Here is a 13,761-nt window from a genome sequence, read left to right as displayed (position 1 = left end):
TATCTCTACATCACTGGATAGAAATTACTGTATGTCTAGCCAGTCACGCAAGCACTATTGCCAATGTGGGCAAATTGCGGCGTAATTTATCACTGATTTTGACGCTAATAGATTGATTTATCGATAACCAATATGATTAACACTACCTAAGTTGCGACAATCTCGTTATAGTTTTTAACAATAGAAATAGCCGACATGGAAAGCGAACAAACATGGATACTCCGCCGCACTCAAAGAGCCCATTAGCGCCATCGCCAATAACAGATCCGTCAACGCTAAACGATACATCCTCATTGTTGGCAGTAAAAGCAACCTCAGCAGACACTTATGACCATGGCCCACGTTTATCCGAAGATGATTATATTCAACTTGCCGACTTGCCACTGAGCAATATTGATCCTAATTACCCTAAACTATTATTGATAATTAGCAGTGTCGTTATGATGATTATCATCACGGCCTTAACGGTGTTTCTGCTGATAATTAACCCGCTGCCATTGATAATCGCGACCGGGTTTATAGTATTGACAATCTTGGTGGCTGCCCTGGTGATAAAACTCATTCACCTCAAAGCAAACAAAATTGCTTATGGCTTGTTTAAACATGAAATGGTGTTACGTGAAGGGTTATTTTGGGTGTCAACAACGGCACTGCCCTACACTCGACTGCAACATGTTAATTTATCTCAAGGCCCCGCAGAACGAAGGTTCAACTTAGTCACCTTAAAATGCTTCAGTGCAGGCAGTGGCTTAGCTGAAATTGATCTACCAGGCCTCAATGCCGATTTAGCAGAAAATTTACGCCAACATTTATTGAGCCAAGCGGCAGCAAGTCATCAACTACCTGCCACTAAATTAAACACACGCGAGCATTCAACATCAGTTGATGACCCTACACCAGCCATTGAACGATCTCAGCAGGATAACTATAATGGATAAGTCACCAGCATCACAGGGTGATGATCCACATCTTGACTCAAAAGATATTGTTACCAATAAATCGATCAATTCAGAGCAAACCAATACCGATGATTTACAGCAGTGGCAAGCACTTTCAGCTTGGTCCGTCGTCAGTAATATTTTCAGTACCTTAAAATACATCCTCAGCAATGGTTTTGCTATCGTACCCATTGTTTATACTGGATGGCGGCAAGGCTTTGATATGCAATGGGGCATATTGGCTTCTAGCCTACTATTATTGCTGGTGACACTTTCTGCGATAATAGAATGGCGGAAATTTCGCTTTCGTCTTAATAACCATCAACTTGAAGTGAAACGCGGCTTATTGTTTACCAAAAAAGATGAAATACCGCTGAGTCGCATTCAAAATATTCGATATGAACAACCGTTTTATTTTAAGCCATTGTCACTCGGTACCCTCGTGATTGAAACGGCAGGGTCTAAAAGTGACGAAGCTCATTTAGCCGCTTTAGATACGCAACAAGCCCAAACCTTAAAACGTTTACTGCTAAATTTAAGTCACACTGATGCTACTGCACCGACACACGAGCATCCGCATACTGATAATCAACATGGCATCGAGAATACACAGCCGATTGTGCGTAAAAGTTTATGGGATTTAATCTTATTTGGTTTTTATCAAAATAATTTTATTTGGTTTGCCGTAATTGTGGGCCCCATCGCTGGTCAAGTTGATTTGGATAAAATATTCGACTCCCCACTCGCGCAGCAATTTTGGTTATGGGTCCAACAGCAAACTCATCAAAATATTGGCTTGCAGACCATCATGGCAATCGTGGGGTTGTTTGCGCTATACAGTTTGTTTGCGTTAATTTCAATTGTCGCGGCAATGTTAAAATATCACCCATATCAGCTCGATAAACATGATGACACTTTACAACGAAGTGGCGGTGTCATTTCACACCAGCAAGATGCGTTGGCCATAAAACGTATTCAATTAGTCCATCTTCAACAACCCGTTATTGCACGCTTATTTAAACGCTGGACCTTATACTTTAAGCAAGTCAAAGGACATGAAGTTGGACATAAAACCAAACAACACATGTTAGTTCCAAGTGTTAAATCCACTGAAATCGAATTACTCTTGGCCAAAATCCCTCAACTCAGTGGCGGTGCCAGCGCATTACCCAGCAGTTACTCGTCTATTGATATTAATTGGCTAACCAAGAGAATTGCCTTGGCACTGATCCTGGCCAGTATACTCACCATCATGGGTTATTATGGCCATCAAAGCCCTGGTTTTTTTGAGTTCACTTGGTTCATCACCTTCGTGGTGATATTAGCGATTTACATACGATACAAGCAATGGGGATATGTTGTGGCAGATAAAGTCATTTGGCAACATAGCGGCTTTTTCGGTCAACAATGGCAGCGGGTCGCATTTGAAAAAGTTCAACACGTTAACATCATCCAAACTCAAGGCCAAAAACAAGCTCAGTTAGCCTATGTAGAAGTCGGATTAGCCAGTGGCAGTGTGGTGTTCCCCTATATTCCCACTCATGTGGCAGAGCTAATTATTACTCGGTCACTCAATGCTACTAGTCACGATAACCGTAATTGGATTTAGCCTAATGAATGAAATAAAAACGACACAGGTCACCGTCGATGATGTTATTGATTTTTGGTTTGTTAAAATTTCACCTAAACAATGGTGGATAAAAGATACCGAGCTTGATTTACAGATAAAAAAGACTTTTGGCACCGCTTTAAACGCTGCCATAATGGGAGAGTTACAACACTGGCGTAAAGACACTCAAGGGCGATTAGCCGAAATTATCGTACTAGATCAATTTTCGCGAAATATTCATCGCGATACGCCAGCCGCATTTGCCGCTGACAATATCGCGTTAGTGCTTGCGCAAGAAGCCGTTGCATTAGGTTGTTTAGCAGAGTTACCGACTCACCAAGCTGGATTTTTAATCATGCCCTATATGCATAGCGAATCAATGATTATCCACCAGCAAGCATTGCCATTATTTGAGCAATATGCGCCGAATAATCTACACAGCCAACGACAACATCAAGCCATTATAGCTCAATTTAATCGTTATCCTCACCGAAACGCGATCTTAGGGCGCGACTCAACGGCTGCCGAAATCATCTTTTTAACTCAACCCGATTCCAGCTTTTAACCAAGCTATACTCCAACGCCAGCTTCTATAGCCGATGCTATTTGACCACTAGAACAGGGCATGTGGCTTTATTTGCAATAGTTTCGGCGACATTATCATTCAAAAAATGAGACAGTCCGCTTCTACCATGGCTGGCAATAACCACCATACCAATATCACCGCTATTGGCCTCGGCCAAAATTTCGGCAATAGCATCACCACGTCGAATCACCGTTTCAATCTTTAAGTCGGTATTAAGTTGACCCAATAAATCATGCATTTTCTTGGCCGCAGCAGCTTCCATCGTTTTCGCCAACTCTTCAGGGGTAACGGCAAGGATCATATAATTCTCATCACCGAAAGGCTGATCAACTACGTGCACGATACGAATGCCAACTTTATATAAGTTAGCCATTTCAATTGCGTAACTTAAAGCATGTGACGACGTGTCAGAAAAATCGGTAGGCCATAAAATATTACGTGTTCGCATATTATCCTCCTTCGCAGTGTAAAATGTGTCTTTGTAGTGACATTTTATGCCTCACAGAAACACACCCAGTTCCATCTCAACAATATAACTAATCTAAACTCTGGATAATAAATCCGTTGTTAACGATTTATTCCATCTCCTACCCCGAGTTAAGTTTTAGTATAGTCAGTATTAAAGACCTCATTAGTGATTAATATCAAATTAAACCCGAAAACTTGCTTTAGATCAAAAACGAACATAACATAAAACCGACTAATCAGTCGGTTTGCTGAATGGGTTAATCACACTTCATCAAACCAACATCGTTATTTTTTGCTGGAGATCAAATATGAATATGGCCGTTGATAACATTCAAACACAATTACAACAATTACTCACAGATCAACGCGCGCGTTTTCAAGCTAATCCAGCGCCTCATTATCAATCACGGGTAGATAAGTTAACCCAATTAAAACAAGCTTTGCTTGATAATCAACAATCTATCATCGACGCATTAATTAACGATTATGGCCATCGCTCTGCAAATGACACCATAATTTCGGATATTATGCCTTGTGTAAACAACATCAATTACACCATCAAACACCTTAAGTCGTGGATGAAACCCAGTCGTCGTCATGCAGGTTTATTACTATCGCCCTCTAAAGTGTCGGTGCAATATCAGCCCTTGGGCGTGATCGGTATTATTGTGCCGTGGAACTTCCCGGTGATGTTATCAATGGGCCCATTGATCACGGCCATTGCTGCAGGCAACGGGGCCATGCTAAAAATGTCCGAATTCACCCCAGCAACCAATGCGGTATTGCGCAAGATGTTGGCAACGATTTTTGCCCCAACTGAAGTCGAGTTAGTTGAAGGTGAAGCTGATGTGGCCGCAGCATTTTCAGCATTACCGTTTGACCATATTCTGTTTACGGGTTCTTCCGTTGTCGGCCGCCATGTTATGCGTGCCGCAGCCAATAACCTGACGCCGGTAACATTAGAATTAGGCGGTAAGTCCCCAGCGATCATTGCCGCTGATATGCCAATAGACACAGCGGTAGAACGGCTTATTTTTGGAAAATGTTTAAATGCAGGTCAAATTTGTGTCGCCCCTGACTATGTATTGTGCCCAGCGGAAAAAGTCGAGGCGTTTATTGCCGCTTATCAACGTCGATTTAATAAAATGTACCCTAACTTCGACACAAACCAAGACTATGGCAATATCATTAATGATCGTCAACACCAACGCTTACTCGCAGTATTAGAAGATGCCAAAGCCAAAGGTGCAACCGTCACCTCCGCAATTGATGGCCCAATATCAACAACGCAACGAAAAATAGCCACTCAGCTAGTCACACATACCACAGACGACATGCTCATTATGCAGGATGAAATATTTGGACCATTGTTACCGATTATTAGCTATCAGTCGGTTGATGAAGCGATAGGTTATATCAACTATCATGATCGCCCCTTAGCCCTATACATCATGAGCTTTGACGATAAAACGCAGCAAGACATTCTGCAGCAGACTCATTCGGGCGGAGTGTGCATTAATGACACGGTATTTCATGTTGCCGCTGATGACGCACCCTTTGGCGGTATTGGTCCATCGGGCATGGGACACTATCACGGCAAAGAAGGCTTTCTAACCTTTAGCCATGCTAAAACAATCCTCAACAGTGGTAAAATTAATACCGGCATATTTGTTCATCCACCTTATGGCGGCGTGATCCAACGATTATTGATGAAATTTTTCTTACGCTAACACCTCAAAATATCACTACGGCAAGTATTACTTTAATGATACTTGCTGAGCCGAATCCGACATTAACCAGTCCGCAATCAAACTGATTTAATGAATAAACGGTAGATAAACAGACACTAGATAGAATAGGTATGTGACTCAATGAGCAGTAAATCCATTAGCAGTAAATCCATTGTTACCACAGATAAAAAACAAGCTATTCTAGACTCGGCATTACAGCTGTTTGTTAATAATGGTTTTAATGCTACATCGACCGCATCAATTGCCAAAGCGGCTGGCGTGGCAACGGGCACTTTATTTCATCATTTTCCGACAAAAAAAGACATCATGAGCCAGCTTTTTTTATCCATTAAACAAGAGTTTGCTACCAACATGGTTAGCAGCACTCATTTTAGTGGTGATATCGAACAAGATGCCAATACCCTATGGCAAAAAGCCATCGACTGGGCCATTGCACAACCGTTAAAACAGCTTTTTTTTCTACAGTACTCTATGTCCGCAGACATCGATGCCGACGTCAGAAAGCAAGCGATGAACAGCATTCTAGGATTTGTTGTCGAATTGATTAATCAAGGTAAACAGCAGCATATTATCGCTGACTTTCCCAATGCGTTATTGCTCGAAAACTGCCATGGTCAGTACTTAGCTGCCATTCGTTTTTTTACCGACAATCCTCATTTAGGTAACGATGACATTCACCGATGCGCCAGTTTCAGGTTATTTTGGCAAGCGATGAAAGCCTAAGCCTGTTGACCTTTCGTGTTTACAATTTGTTCGAACTAAACGGTTTTCTGCTTACATAAGAATGCTGTGAAAAGACTAGAGACAAAGTCTTTAACTAGGCTAATACCTTGCAACAAACTTATTTTATAATAATAACTAGGACGGTTTAGGCGGACCCTTCGGGCTGCGTTCGTGGCTTCTTTGTACTGGGTTATCGCTTATTTAAGGAGAATAACGACATCTCATTAGCTCTGCCTTGAAAAAAATGGCCACTAACAGCAGCAAAATTCATCTTGAAGGTTCAACAGGCTCTAGCATTTATCCCATACATTATTCATCTAAACTAAAATTCGTTAGATCAATCTGTTCATTTTCAGCCTTTGTCTGGGTGTCAAAATCTAATTGAAGAGTATGCGACGTTTGTTCTACTTGTAGCGCCAGTTGCTTCGCTTTATGAATAGCATATTGACGACGTCGTTTGCGCTGTAAACACAAACGGATCACATCTTGTTTTCTTAACTCGCTGTAACTCATCCAGTTAAATCGTTCATCTCGGCTTCGAAGGCAGCCCATACAATAGCCACGACTGTCAGACTGACAAACGCCAACGCATGGACTGGGCACCGCAAAAAAACTTAACTGTTCCATCATTAGAGTGCTTAACCTCAGCTAATATTGAATTTAGTACGTAAATGCTAAATATACGATATAGTCATTGGTAGGTTGATTTAATGATGAGGCTAGTACTTAACCAACCAAAGTCACCATCAAATACCGTTATGTTAAGGTTATACTAATTGAGTTAATTTTGTACATTATTGCACGTTAGTCGGAGGGCTCATGACAACATCAAGGCGTTCGAGTAAAGGGTTAATACACACAATGGCAGCTTGTAAGCCCATTTTACTTTTATGTGGCCTGTTATTGCTGGCCTCTTGTGCGACAAAACCCAAGCAAGATTATGATGTCAATTACGACTTCTCTGTACTCAAAACATTCAGTCAACTCACCGTAAAACAAACTGATGATCCTTTAACCGCTGACCGAATTAATGACGACATTAAGCAAACCTTACTTAACCAAGGTTATCTCTTTAGCGCCAGCAATGCTGATTTTGTAGTCAACTATGCCTTTATCACTGAAAACAAAGAAAAAGATTCAGGGCTTTCTATCGGCTTAGGTTCTGGAACTTGGGGCTCTAGTGGTGGGATAAGTCTTGGCACGAGTATCGGTATCCCGCTAGGCAGTAACACAGCTAAAACGCAAACTATTCAAATTGATATTATCGACCCAGCCGACAAACGCTTAATTTGGCGCGGCAATGGTCAGTACCACTTTGATCAAGGTGGCGAAGTTAAAGCACAAGGCATTAACCAAACTGTTGCCGCTATCTTGGCGCAATTCCCCCCGAAAAAGTAATCTACACTCTATTTTAGTTGCCGTTTATCCTTGTTGAACGGCGACTACTTTACATAGAAACGCCAGCTCTTCGAGCCGACTTAACACAAATATCTATTTAGCAATTTGCGACTACGCGGTAAACTAGCTATCACACTACTTTATTGACCTCGTTAAAATGACTACAGAAACATACAACCAAGCTTTATTAACCCTTGCGCTAGCTGGAATAGATGCCATAAATACCTCGGCATCACAACACAAAGCCGTCAGAACTGCAGCACAAGAAAGCCATTTTTTATGTAACTGGATGGTTGAGTCGTTAAAAACAAAACGCTTTTCGAAACTAATGGCCGACGACTTAACGGCCTGGATAAGTCAAGCTCGAAGTCAAGGTGCTGGGGCTCAACTTAAACAACGATTAACCTGTATTGCCGATCAATACCAACAAGTTAATAACAGTGCTATCGCCACTGGCACTGGGCTTAAAAACCTATTAACCGGACTCGCAGCACAAGAATGGGTGGTGGTAACCGATACCGACATTGATGCCAAATTGAAGATCAACAGTGACGGTAAATCAAGTTTAATAATCTCAGCAAAAGAATTTAATCAACACATTGTTGATGATAAAATTGTCAAACCAATCTCAATGTACATTCGTGGTGATGAAAAGTTGGTTGCACGGTTAGCATTAGAGCAAGGTGTATTACTCAGCCAAGGCAATAAAAAGACCTCATTGATCAAACATCATAAAACTTATGTATTAATACCTGATAACTTACACTCAAGTTTATGTTTACTGTGCCTTGATCTTTATTAAGCAGCGAAAATTGTTGTAGTATTAATAGAATATTAAAGATAAGGAGTCACCATGAAAAAAGGCTTTCTAGCACTCACCTGCTTGGTGATATTTTTTTGTGGTTCCACCGTTCAAGCGAGCACAGCACTTAAGTATAACGTCAATGCCTCCAGCAGTTGGGTGCCTTATTACATTGCTGGATCGGCTGAAAACCCAGGAATACTCGGCGAGCTGGTTCCGTTACTGCTTGCAAAGGCCAACATTGAAGTTGAAAAAAACAATTATCCTCCAAAAAGAACTAATTACGCCTTAGCGAATGGCTTACTAGACTTCGACTTTGTTAGCCCAAGCTGGTTTGAGGATCAAAAAGTAGGCGATAATTTTGTCTCATCGATAGCGATATTAGTCATTCAAGAAAACATTATCACTTTAGACAAAAATGCTCAAAAATGGCAAGACGTTAATCAGATTAAAGGTAAAAAAATAGGCACAATTCGTGGCTACCTTTACCACGACGATACAGAGTTTACTCGAGTTGATTTTACCTCTGAGAGAGAACTCATCAAGGCATTACATAAAGAGCGAGTTGAAGCGGTTATCTCTGGAGATTTACCCGCCTTGTATTGGGCAAAAAAACTCAATAGACCAGTCACCCTTGCCGCGATTCATTCAGAAGGCCACTTGGTCATGCGCCTTCGTAAAAAACATACTGCCTTATTACCACAAATTAATGCCGCTATTGCTGAATTTAACCAAAATGGCACCACTCAAAGCATTATCGAAAAATACACCAAGCAGGATGTGTTTAGTCGTTAATATGGGGTTAAAACGGATTAACGCTGTAACCTTCGCGGGCTAATACTGCATGTGCAGTTAACGCCGATAAAGCCATGTCAACACCCGGCAGCAAGTCATCAGGAGTAATGCCGTAATAGGCGGCTGTTTGACCACACACATAGAACTTAACCCCCTGTCTTACCAACTGCGCAATTAAATCCGAATTAGCATTCTTCTGCCCTGCATTCAACTGCTGATAAAAACTATCCTTGGTCATATCGCTAGCCGCTTTACCATGCACCACCATAGCAAGCGAAATGTCTTTCAGTTTAACCCCGGCTGCCACATGCATATTAATAAAGCGCGCCAAAGTATCAATACTAGAGTTTATTTCAGCGGGTTTAGCGGCTGTACCTAAATCAAAAGCAACGTTAAACTTCATGCCTGTTGGTATGGTTAAGCTGCTATTCACTTCGGCCACTTTTCCGTAGTCTTTAATCACTGGTCCCGGTTTAAAAGCCTCAATACCAGCGGTTGCCGTAAATGATGAACACGCTATTAATGTCAACACGGCCGATGTGATAACGCATCTACTCATTGAAGGTAAACTGATTTCCATTATGTTGATCTTCCTTATCTCTATTTTTATGATTACTCTAGCACAGATTAACGCTTAGGTTTTAGACCCTTGCTGAGTATAATGATGCGCTCAAAAACACCAAGAATGAATGATATGTCAATACGTCCAATTTACGCGACCGACTGGCCCGCTATTATGGCGATCCAAGCACAATGTTATGTTGAACTAGCGCCAGAGTCGCTTGGTGTTATGCAAAGTAAATGGCGAACGTCACCGACTAGCTGTGTCGTGTTTGAACGACAAGGTCGCGTTTTAGCTTATGCCCTTGTTCACCCTTGGCAACGAGGCGATGCCCCGTCATTGAATACCGAAATCAGTGGCCAGATTGACGCTAACTGCTGGTATTTACATGACATGGCCATTTCACCCAATGCACAAGGCATGGGAATTGGTAAACAACTCTTCACTTATGTTGTAAATCAAGCAAAAGCGTTGACGGTGAAGGGGATTGGACTGGTGGCCGTACAGGGTGCGCAAACGTACTGGCAACAACAAGGGTTTAAAGCGGACATCACATCAGCAAAACTGACACAATCACTAGATAGTTACCCTGATGGGGCATGTTATTTGTATTTACCCTTATTATAAAGGTTCCCCTCTAAGCCGCCAGCAGTCGTCACGACGGTTTTGTTAGCCAATACTTTTTATGATGTTTTTGTTTGCTATGGCGATGTTAAAACCTTAAACCGCAAGGATTAGCTTATTACAGCATTAGTCAGCAGGGGCATCGTATTATTTGAATATTTATTGCAAGTTCATGCCGATCAGCTTGGTTATACGTCGATGAACGTGGGATAATTGAAGATTGTGCATTAGATCATTACCCTATGGGTATTTGTCTCTTTTACCATTTGGCACCTAAAAATTCATAACGCTTAAGTCTTTGTCGGCAGATTGATGCCTTTAGGGTGCCGTATTGTTTACATTAAAAAATGAATTACATTAATTTCAGGAGTTCGCCATGGCGCGCCAAGTTATCTATACCTTTAAAGGCAAAACCAAAACTATCGCGTTTAGCTATGACATACATCATGATCTTTATGAAGCAGCAGCTCAAGCTGAAGGGATTGATTTAAAAAAGTTTTTAGCCATGGAGCAACAAGTTGCGTTAACGTCAAAAAAAGGCGCGAAAGCAGAGAAAGAATTTCGTAAAACTGAATTTGCACGTTTTGGTTTTACTAGCATCAAATTTGTTCGTGAAGATGATGAGGTTTAATCATTTTGGTTTACATAAGGACTCTCTATGTTGAATTCAGATCATGCTAATTTCCCTCGAGCCAGTTTTTTTCGACGTTTAGGTGCAATGACGTATGACTCAATGCTTGCTGTAGCCGTTTATATGTTTGCTGGCGCGGTTGGTTTTGCCGTTTTCTTGGGTCTGCAAAGTAGCGGACTTATCGCGATGAATGGTCACGAAGACGTGTCAGATTTGCTCAATAACACTCCGGTTTATCATGGACTTTATCAACTCTGGATAGCCATTTGTGTCGGCGGATTTTATGCCGTGTTTTGGAGCCGAGGTGGGCAAACATTAGGTATGCGAGCTTGGCGACTTAAAGTTCAACATCCCAATGGCCAAGACTTAAGTTTCATTACCGCCTGCGCTCGGGTAGTTTGGTCATTATTAGGTATTGGTAATCTGTGGATTATCATCAATGATGACAAATTAGCATTACAAGACATGATGACCCGTTCTGAGGTTGTGGTATTGTCAGTAGAAGCTAATCAAATGCGTAACTGGCGTGGCGCATAATCAATTGGCCTTTACCAATAACAAAATGGCAACCCAAAGGTTGCCATTTTTGCATCACAGTTTAATGTTCAAATTAACGTTTAGTTACTTACGAATATAATACAAAGCTAATCCAGTAAATAACATGCTGGGGGCAATTGCGCCAACCACCGCAGGTAACTCATACACTATGCTCATAGGACCAAATATCTCATTACTAATATAAAAGCTAAATCCTGCTACTACACCGAGTAACACACGAGCTCCCATGGTCACAGTACGTAACGGACCGAACACAAACGACAATGCCACTAACATCATCACTGCCACCGTTACTGGCTGCATAATCTTGCGCCACAGTGCCAGTTCATAACGACTCGGATCTTGTTGGTTGATTTTTAAATAATCCAAGTAGTCAATTAAGCCACTAATGGATAATGCCTCTGGTTTAACCGACACAACACTCAGCTTATCTGGGGTTAATGAAGACTGCCACACATCAGTATCAAGATGGTCGCGAATAACTCGGTCCTCTTTTACCGTGGTATTATCAACTGCAGATAGCTGCCAAGCATCGCCAATAAATTCGGCGGTTTTAGCATGGGTCACTCCGGTTAATTCTTGTTGATCGTTAAACTCATATAAGCGAATATCAATCAGAGTATTAACGTCTTTAACCTCACCGATATTAACGAATAAGTCACCATCTTTAGCCCAAATACCCCGATGTGATTTAATCAAACTGCCACCCGATATTTTAGTCGCTTGAAGTTCTTTAGCACTTTTTTCGGCAATAGGCGCGCCCCATTCACCGAGCGCCATGACCATGATCATTAATGGAACAGCCGTTTTCATTGCAGATTGGGTGATTTGTAAGCGCGACATACCAGAGACTTGCATCACCACTAACTCAGAGTTAGATGCCAGCATGCCCATACCAATTAACGCACCTAGCAGTACCGCCATAGGGAAAAACATTTCAATATCACGGGGCACTAAAAACAACACGTATATGCCAGCATCTAGCATGGTATAAGCACCACGCCCAACCAAACGCAGTTGATCAACCCACTTAATGATGCCTGACAACCCAGTCAAAATCAGTAAACACAAGCCTGATGTACTAACGATCATACGAGCAATATAAAGGTCTAGTATTTTCATGCAGTCACCTGCTTGCGTTTAAATAAACCCAGGAACTTCATCCCTGTCGGGCGTTCTTTAATAAGTAATAACAACCCTAATATCAACGCAAAGCCATGGATCCACCACATGCCTAAAAATTGCGGCACCACCTCATCTTGCAGGGCTTTTCGACCTGCAATCATTAATCCAAAGTAGCCCAAATAAAGCAAAATAGCGGGACCCATTTTAGCAAACTTACCCTGGCGGACATTAACCCGCGCTAACGGCACCGCAATTAACGTCAACAATGGGATCGCGATAGGGATAGCTAAGCGCCATTGAAATTCAGCTGCCGCTTCAGGTCCTGGAGTATCCAACAATTGATCAACTGGCATTGCAGATAATTTGCGTCGCCGCTCATCCACTTCTTGTTCTTTGATCTCCATTTTATAACCACCAAACTCAATTATTTGTAGTTCAAGTGATTTAGGGCTGCCTTGATAGCGGAAGCCTTTTTCGAGCTGTAATTGCTGGCTGCCAAAATCATCTTCAATCACTCGACCTTTGTTAGCCACCACAATATTAGTTAAGCCATATTCGTCTTCAGGATCGGGAAGTTGTGCAACAAATACTTTATCCAAAGTGTTGTCTTTATTTATTTTTTCAACAAACAATACCGCTCGCCCATTCGGGCTTGCTTGAAAGCGACCTTGGGTTAATGCCGCTAATCCGGCTTCGGATTGGGCTTTTTCTAAGACCTGGTTTTGACGTTCTTCCGCCCAAGGGCCGACATAAACAGACAAATAAGCGGTAAACAATAAATTGCCAATCGCAAGTAATAAGGTTACTCGAGTGACATACCATTCACTCACGCCAACACCATGCAGTACCACCATTTCATTTTCGGCATACATTCGCCCATGGGCCAACAATATCCCTAAAAAGAAACTCAGCGGCAACACTAACACCGTTAATTGAGGCAAATTTAAGCCTAATAATGTCATCACCAAGGAAGCCGGGAATTCACCATCAGAGGCATCAGCTAACACGCGCACAAACTGTTGACTGATAAAAATAGTTAACAGCACTAAAAGTACTGAGAATTGCGCTTTTAAAACTTCACTAATAAGATATCTAAATACAATCACAAGTAGGATCCGGTGGCTAAACTTATCTTTTTACTGGTATCAGAGCAACTTTCATGTAAACTGTCTACTTTCAGCAGTTTTGCTA

Annotated in this window: 17 protein-coding genes; 12 read left to right on the top strand and 5 right to left on the bottom strand. The window is 41.7% G+C overall.

From position 1 onward, the window contains the following. Window positions 1–212: 212 nt before the first annotated feature. The 3 genes from AAEY93_RS11405 to AAEY93_RS11395 are packed head-to-tail and all read left to right on the top strand — an operon-like array spanning window position 213 to window position 3,112. Window positions 213–938 (top strand): PH domain-containing protein, encoded by a 726-nt coding sequence (locus AAEY93_RS11405; RefSeq protein ID WP_351076974.1) that lies wholly within the window; start codon window positions 213–215, stop codon window positions 936–938. Then, entirely contained in the window at window positions 931–2,547 is a 1,617-nt protein-coding gene (locus tag AAEY93_RS11400) for a PH domain-containing protein (protein ID WP_351076971.1), read from the top strand. The genes AAEY93_RS11405 and AAEY93_RS11400 overlap by 8 nt, the downstream gene beginning before the upstream one ends. Window positions 2,548–2,551: 4 nt before the next feature. Then, window positions 2,552–3,112: a DUF924 family protein gene (locus tag AAEY93_RS11395; protein ID WP_351076968.1), complete on the top strand. Its 561-nt coding sequence runs from the start codon at window positions 2,552–2,554 to the stop codon at window positions 3,110–3,112. A 37-nt stretch (window positions 3,113–3,149) separates the two neighbouring features. On the opposite strand, the gene AAEY93_RS11390 is transcribed toward AAEY93_RS11395, so the two are convergent. Next, entirely contained in the window at window positions 3,150–3,581 is a 432-nt protein-coding gene (locus AAEY93_RS11390) for a universal stress protein (protein WP_101032560.1), read from the bottom strand. A 328-nt stretch (window positions 3,582–3,909) separates the two neighbouring features. Between AAEY93_RS11390 and AAEY93_RS11385 the strand changes: the two genes are divergently transcribed. Then, window positions 3,910–5,331: a coniferyl aldehyde dehydrogenase gene (locus AAEY93_RS11385; RefSeq protein WP_351076965.1), complete on the top strand. Its 1,422-nt coding sequence runs from the start codon at window positions 3,910–3,912 to the stop codon at window positions 5,329–5,331. A 141-nt stretch (window positions 5,332–5,472) separates the two neighbouring features. Next, window positions 5,473–6,075 carry a TetR/AcrR family transcriptional regulator gene (locus AAEY93_RS11380; RefSeq protein ID WP_101032562.1) on the top strand — a complete coding sequence of 201 codons (603 nt, stop codon included), beginning with the start codon at window positions 5,473–5,475 and terminating at the stop codon, window positions 6,073–6,075. A gap of 309 nt (window positions 6,076–6,384) precedes the next feature. On the opposite strand, the gene AAEY93_RS11375 is transcribed toward AAEY93_RS11380, so the two are convergent. Beyond that, a complete protein-coding gene (locus AAEY93_RS11375; protein ID WP_101034727.1) occupies window positions 6,385–6,702 on the bottom strand; it encodes a DUF1289 domain-containing protein in 318 nt (105 codons plus the stop codon). Between the two features lie 234 nt (window positions 6,703–6,936). Between AAEY93_RS11375 and AAEY93_RS11370 the strand changes: the two genes are divergently transcribed. The 3 genes from AAEY93_RS11370 to AAEY93_RS11360 all read left to right on the top strand — a co-directional run bounded on the left by AAEY93_RS11370 (window position 6,937) and on the right by AAEY93_RS11360 (window position 9,070). Then, complete coding sequence (locus AAEY93_RS11370) at window positions 6,937–7,473, top strand: DUF4136 domain-containing protein (RefSeq protein ID WP_124014047.1); 537 nt, start codon at window positions 6,937–6,939, stop codon at window positions 7,471–7,473. Between the two features lie 157 nt (window positions 7,474–7,630). Then, window positions 7,631–8,275, top strand: coding sequence for a DUF2913 family protein (locus AAEY93_RS11365; protein ID WP_124014044.1), 645 nt, complete (start codon window positions 7,631–7,633; stop codon window positions 8,273–8,275). A gap of 51 nt (window positions 8,276–8,326) precedes the next feature. After that, a complete protein-coding gene (locus AAEY93_RS11360) occupies window positions 8,327–9,070 on the top strand; it encodes a substrate-binding periplasmic protein (RefSeq protein WP_124014043.1) in 744 nt (247 codons plus the stop codon). A 7-nt stretch (window positions 9,071–9,077) separates the two neighbouring features. Here AAEY93_RS11360 and AAEY93_RS11355 read toward each other — a convergent pair whose 3' ends face one another. Further along, on the bottom strand, window positions 9,078–9,650 hold the full coding sequence (locus tag AAEY93_RS11355; protein WP_351076961.1) for a DsrE family protein: 573 nt from the start codon (window positions 9,648–9,650) through the stop codon (window positions 9,078–9,080). A gap of 114 nt (window positions 9,651–9,764) precedes the next feature. On the opposite strand from AAEY93_RS11355, the gene AAEY93_RS11350 reads away from it, so the two are divergent. The 4 genes from AAEY93_RS11350 to AAEY93_RS11335 all read left to right on the top strand — a co-directional run bounded on the left by AAEY93_RS11350 (window position 9,765) and on the right by AAEY93_RS11335 (window position 11,424). Then, a complete protein-coding gene (locus AAEY93_RS11350) occupies window positions 9,765–10,259 on the top strand; it encodes a GNAT family N-acetyltransferase (protein WP_164839519.1) in 495 nt (164 codons plus the stop codon). Window positions 10,260–10,373: 114 nt separating this feature from the next. Next, window positions 10,374–10,469 carry a DMT family protein gene (locus AAEY93_RS11345; protein WP_351077032.1) on the top strand — a complete coding sequence of 32 codons (96 nt, stop codon included), beginning with the start codon at window positions 10,374–10,376 and terminating at the stop codon, window positions 10,467–10,469. Window positions 10,470–10,632: 163 nt separating this feature from the next. Beyond that, on the top strand, window positions 10,633–10,887 hold the full coding sequence (locus AAEY93_RS11340) for a DUF2960 domain-containing protein (RefSeq protein ID WP_124014040.1): 255 nt from the start codon (window positions 10,633–10,635) through the stop codon (window positions 10,885–10,887). Window positions 10,888–10,914: 27 nt separating this feature from the next. Beyond that, window positions 10,915–11,424 (top strand): RDD family protein, encoded by a 510-nt coding sequence (locus AAEY93_RS11335; RefSeq protein WP_101032569.1) that lies wholly within the window; start codon window positions 10,915–10,917, stop codon window positions 11,422–11,424. 84 nt (window positions 11,425–11,508) lie between these two features. Here the strand turns inward: AAEY93_RS11335 and lptG are convergent, their stop codons facing one another. Together lptG and lptF are read right to left on the bottom strand one after the other, a co-directional pair. Continuing rightward, the gene (gene lptG, locus AAEY93_RS11330) at window positions 11,509–12,567 is read right to left on the bottom strand and encodes an LPS export ABC transporter permease LptG (protein WP_124014039.1); all 1,059 of its coding nucleotides are present in this window, start codon (window positions 12,565–12,567) and stop codon (window positions 11,509–11,511) included. Further along, window positions 12,564–13,676 carry an LPS export ABC transporter permease LptF gene (gene lptF, locus AAEY93_RS11325; RefSeq protein ID WP_124014038.1) on the bottom strand — a complete coding sequence of 371 codons (1,113 nt, stop codon included), beginning with the start codon at window positions 13,674–13,676 and terminating at the stop codon, window positions 12,564–12,566. The genes lptG and lptF overlap by 4 nt, the downstream gene beginning before the upstream one ends. Window positions 13,677–13,761 lie beyond the last annotated feature (85 nt).

The sequence above is a fragment of the Shewanella sp. CAL98-MNA-CIBAN-0140 genome (assembly GCF_040309905.1).
Taxonomy (GTDB): domain Bacteria; phylum Pseudomonadota; class Gammaproteobacteria; order Enterobacterales; family Shewanellaceae; genus Shewanella; species Shewanella psychromarinicola.
Note: the sequence above shows the minus strand (reverse complement) of the source record. Positions and strands in the feature narration are given on the sequence as shown.

What these genes read in the sequence shown, in the direction of transcription:
- AAEY93_RS11405 (WP_351076974.1), top strand. Translation starts at nt 213, where the DNA reads ATGGATACTCCGCCGCACTCAAAGAGCCCATTAGCGCCATCGCCAATA.
- AAEY93_RS11400 (WP_351076971.1), top strand. Translation starts at nt 931, where the DNA reads ATGGATAAGTCACCAGCATCACAGGGTGATGATCCACATCTTGACTCA.
- AAEY93_RS11395 (WP_351076968.1), top strand. Translation starts at nt 2,552, where the DNA reads ATGAATGAAATAAAAACGACACAGGTCACCGTCGATGATGTTATTGAT.
- AAEY93_RS11390 (WP_101032560.1), bottom strand. Translation starts at nt 3,581, where the DNA reads ATGCGAACACGTAATATTTTATGGCCTACCGATTTTTCTGACACGTCG.
- AAEY93_RS11385 (WP_351076965.1), top strand. Translation starts at nt 3,910, where the DNA reads ATGAATATGGCCGTTGATAACATTCAAACACAATTACAACAATTACTC.
- AAEY93_RS11380 (WP_101032562.1), top strand. Translation starts at nt 5,473, where the DNA reads ATGAGCAGTAAATCCATTAGCAGTAAATCCATTGTTACCACAGATAAA.
- AAEY93_RS11375 (WP_101034727.1), bottom strand. Translation starts at nt 6,702, where the DNA reads ATGGAACAGTTAAGTTTTTTTGCGGTGCCCAGTCCATGCGTTGGCGTT.
- AAEY93_RS11370 (WP_124014047.1), top strand. Translation starts at nt 6,937, where the DNA reads ATGGCAGCTTGTAAGCCCATTTTACTTTTATGTGGCCTGTTATTGCTG.
- AAEY93_RS11365 (WP_124014044.1), top strand. Translation starts at nt 7,631, where the DNA reads ATGACTACAGAAACATACAACCAAGCTTTATTAACCCTTGCGCTAGCT.
- AAEY93_RS11360 (WP_124014043.1), top strand. Translation starts at nt 8,327, where the DNA reads ATGAAAAAAGGCTTTCTAGCACTCACCTGCTTGGTGATATTTTTTTGT.
- AAEY93_RS11355 (WP_351076961.1), bottom strand. Translation starts at nt 9,650, where the DNA reads ATGGAAATCAGTTTACCTTCAATGAGTAGATGCGTTATCACATCGGCC.
- AAEY93_RS11350 (WP_164839519.1), top strand. Translation starts at nt 9,765, where the DNA reads ATGTCAATACGTCCAATTTACGCGACCGACTGGCCCGCTATTATGGCG.
- AAEY93_RS11340 (WP_124014040.1), top strand. Translation starts at nt 10,633, where the DNA reads ATGGCGCGCCAAGTTATCTATACCTTTAAAGGCAAAACCAAAACTATC.
- AAEY93_RS11335 (WP_101032569.1), top strand. Translation starts at nt 10,915, where the DNA reads ATGTTGAATTCAGATCATGCTAATTTCCCTCGAGCCAGTTTTTTTCGA.
- lptG (WP_124014039.1), bottom strand. Translation starts at nt 12,567, where the DNA reads ATGAAAATACTAGACCTTTATATTGCTCGTATGATCGTTAGTACATCA.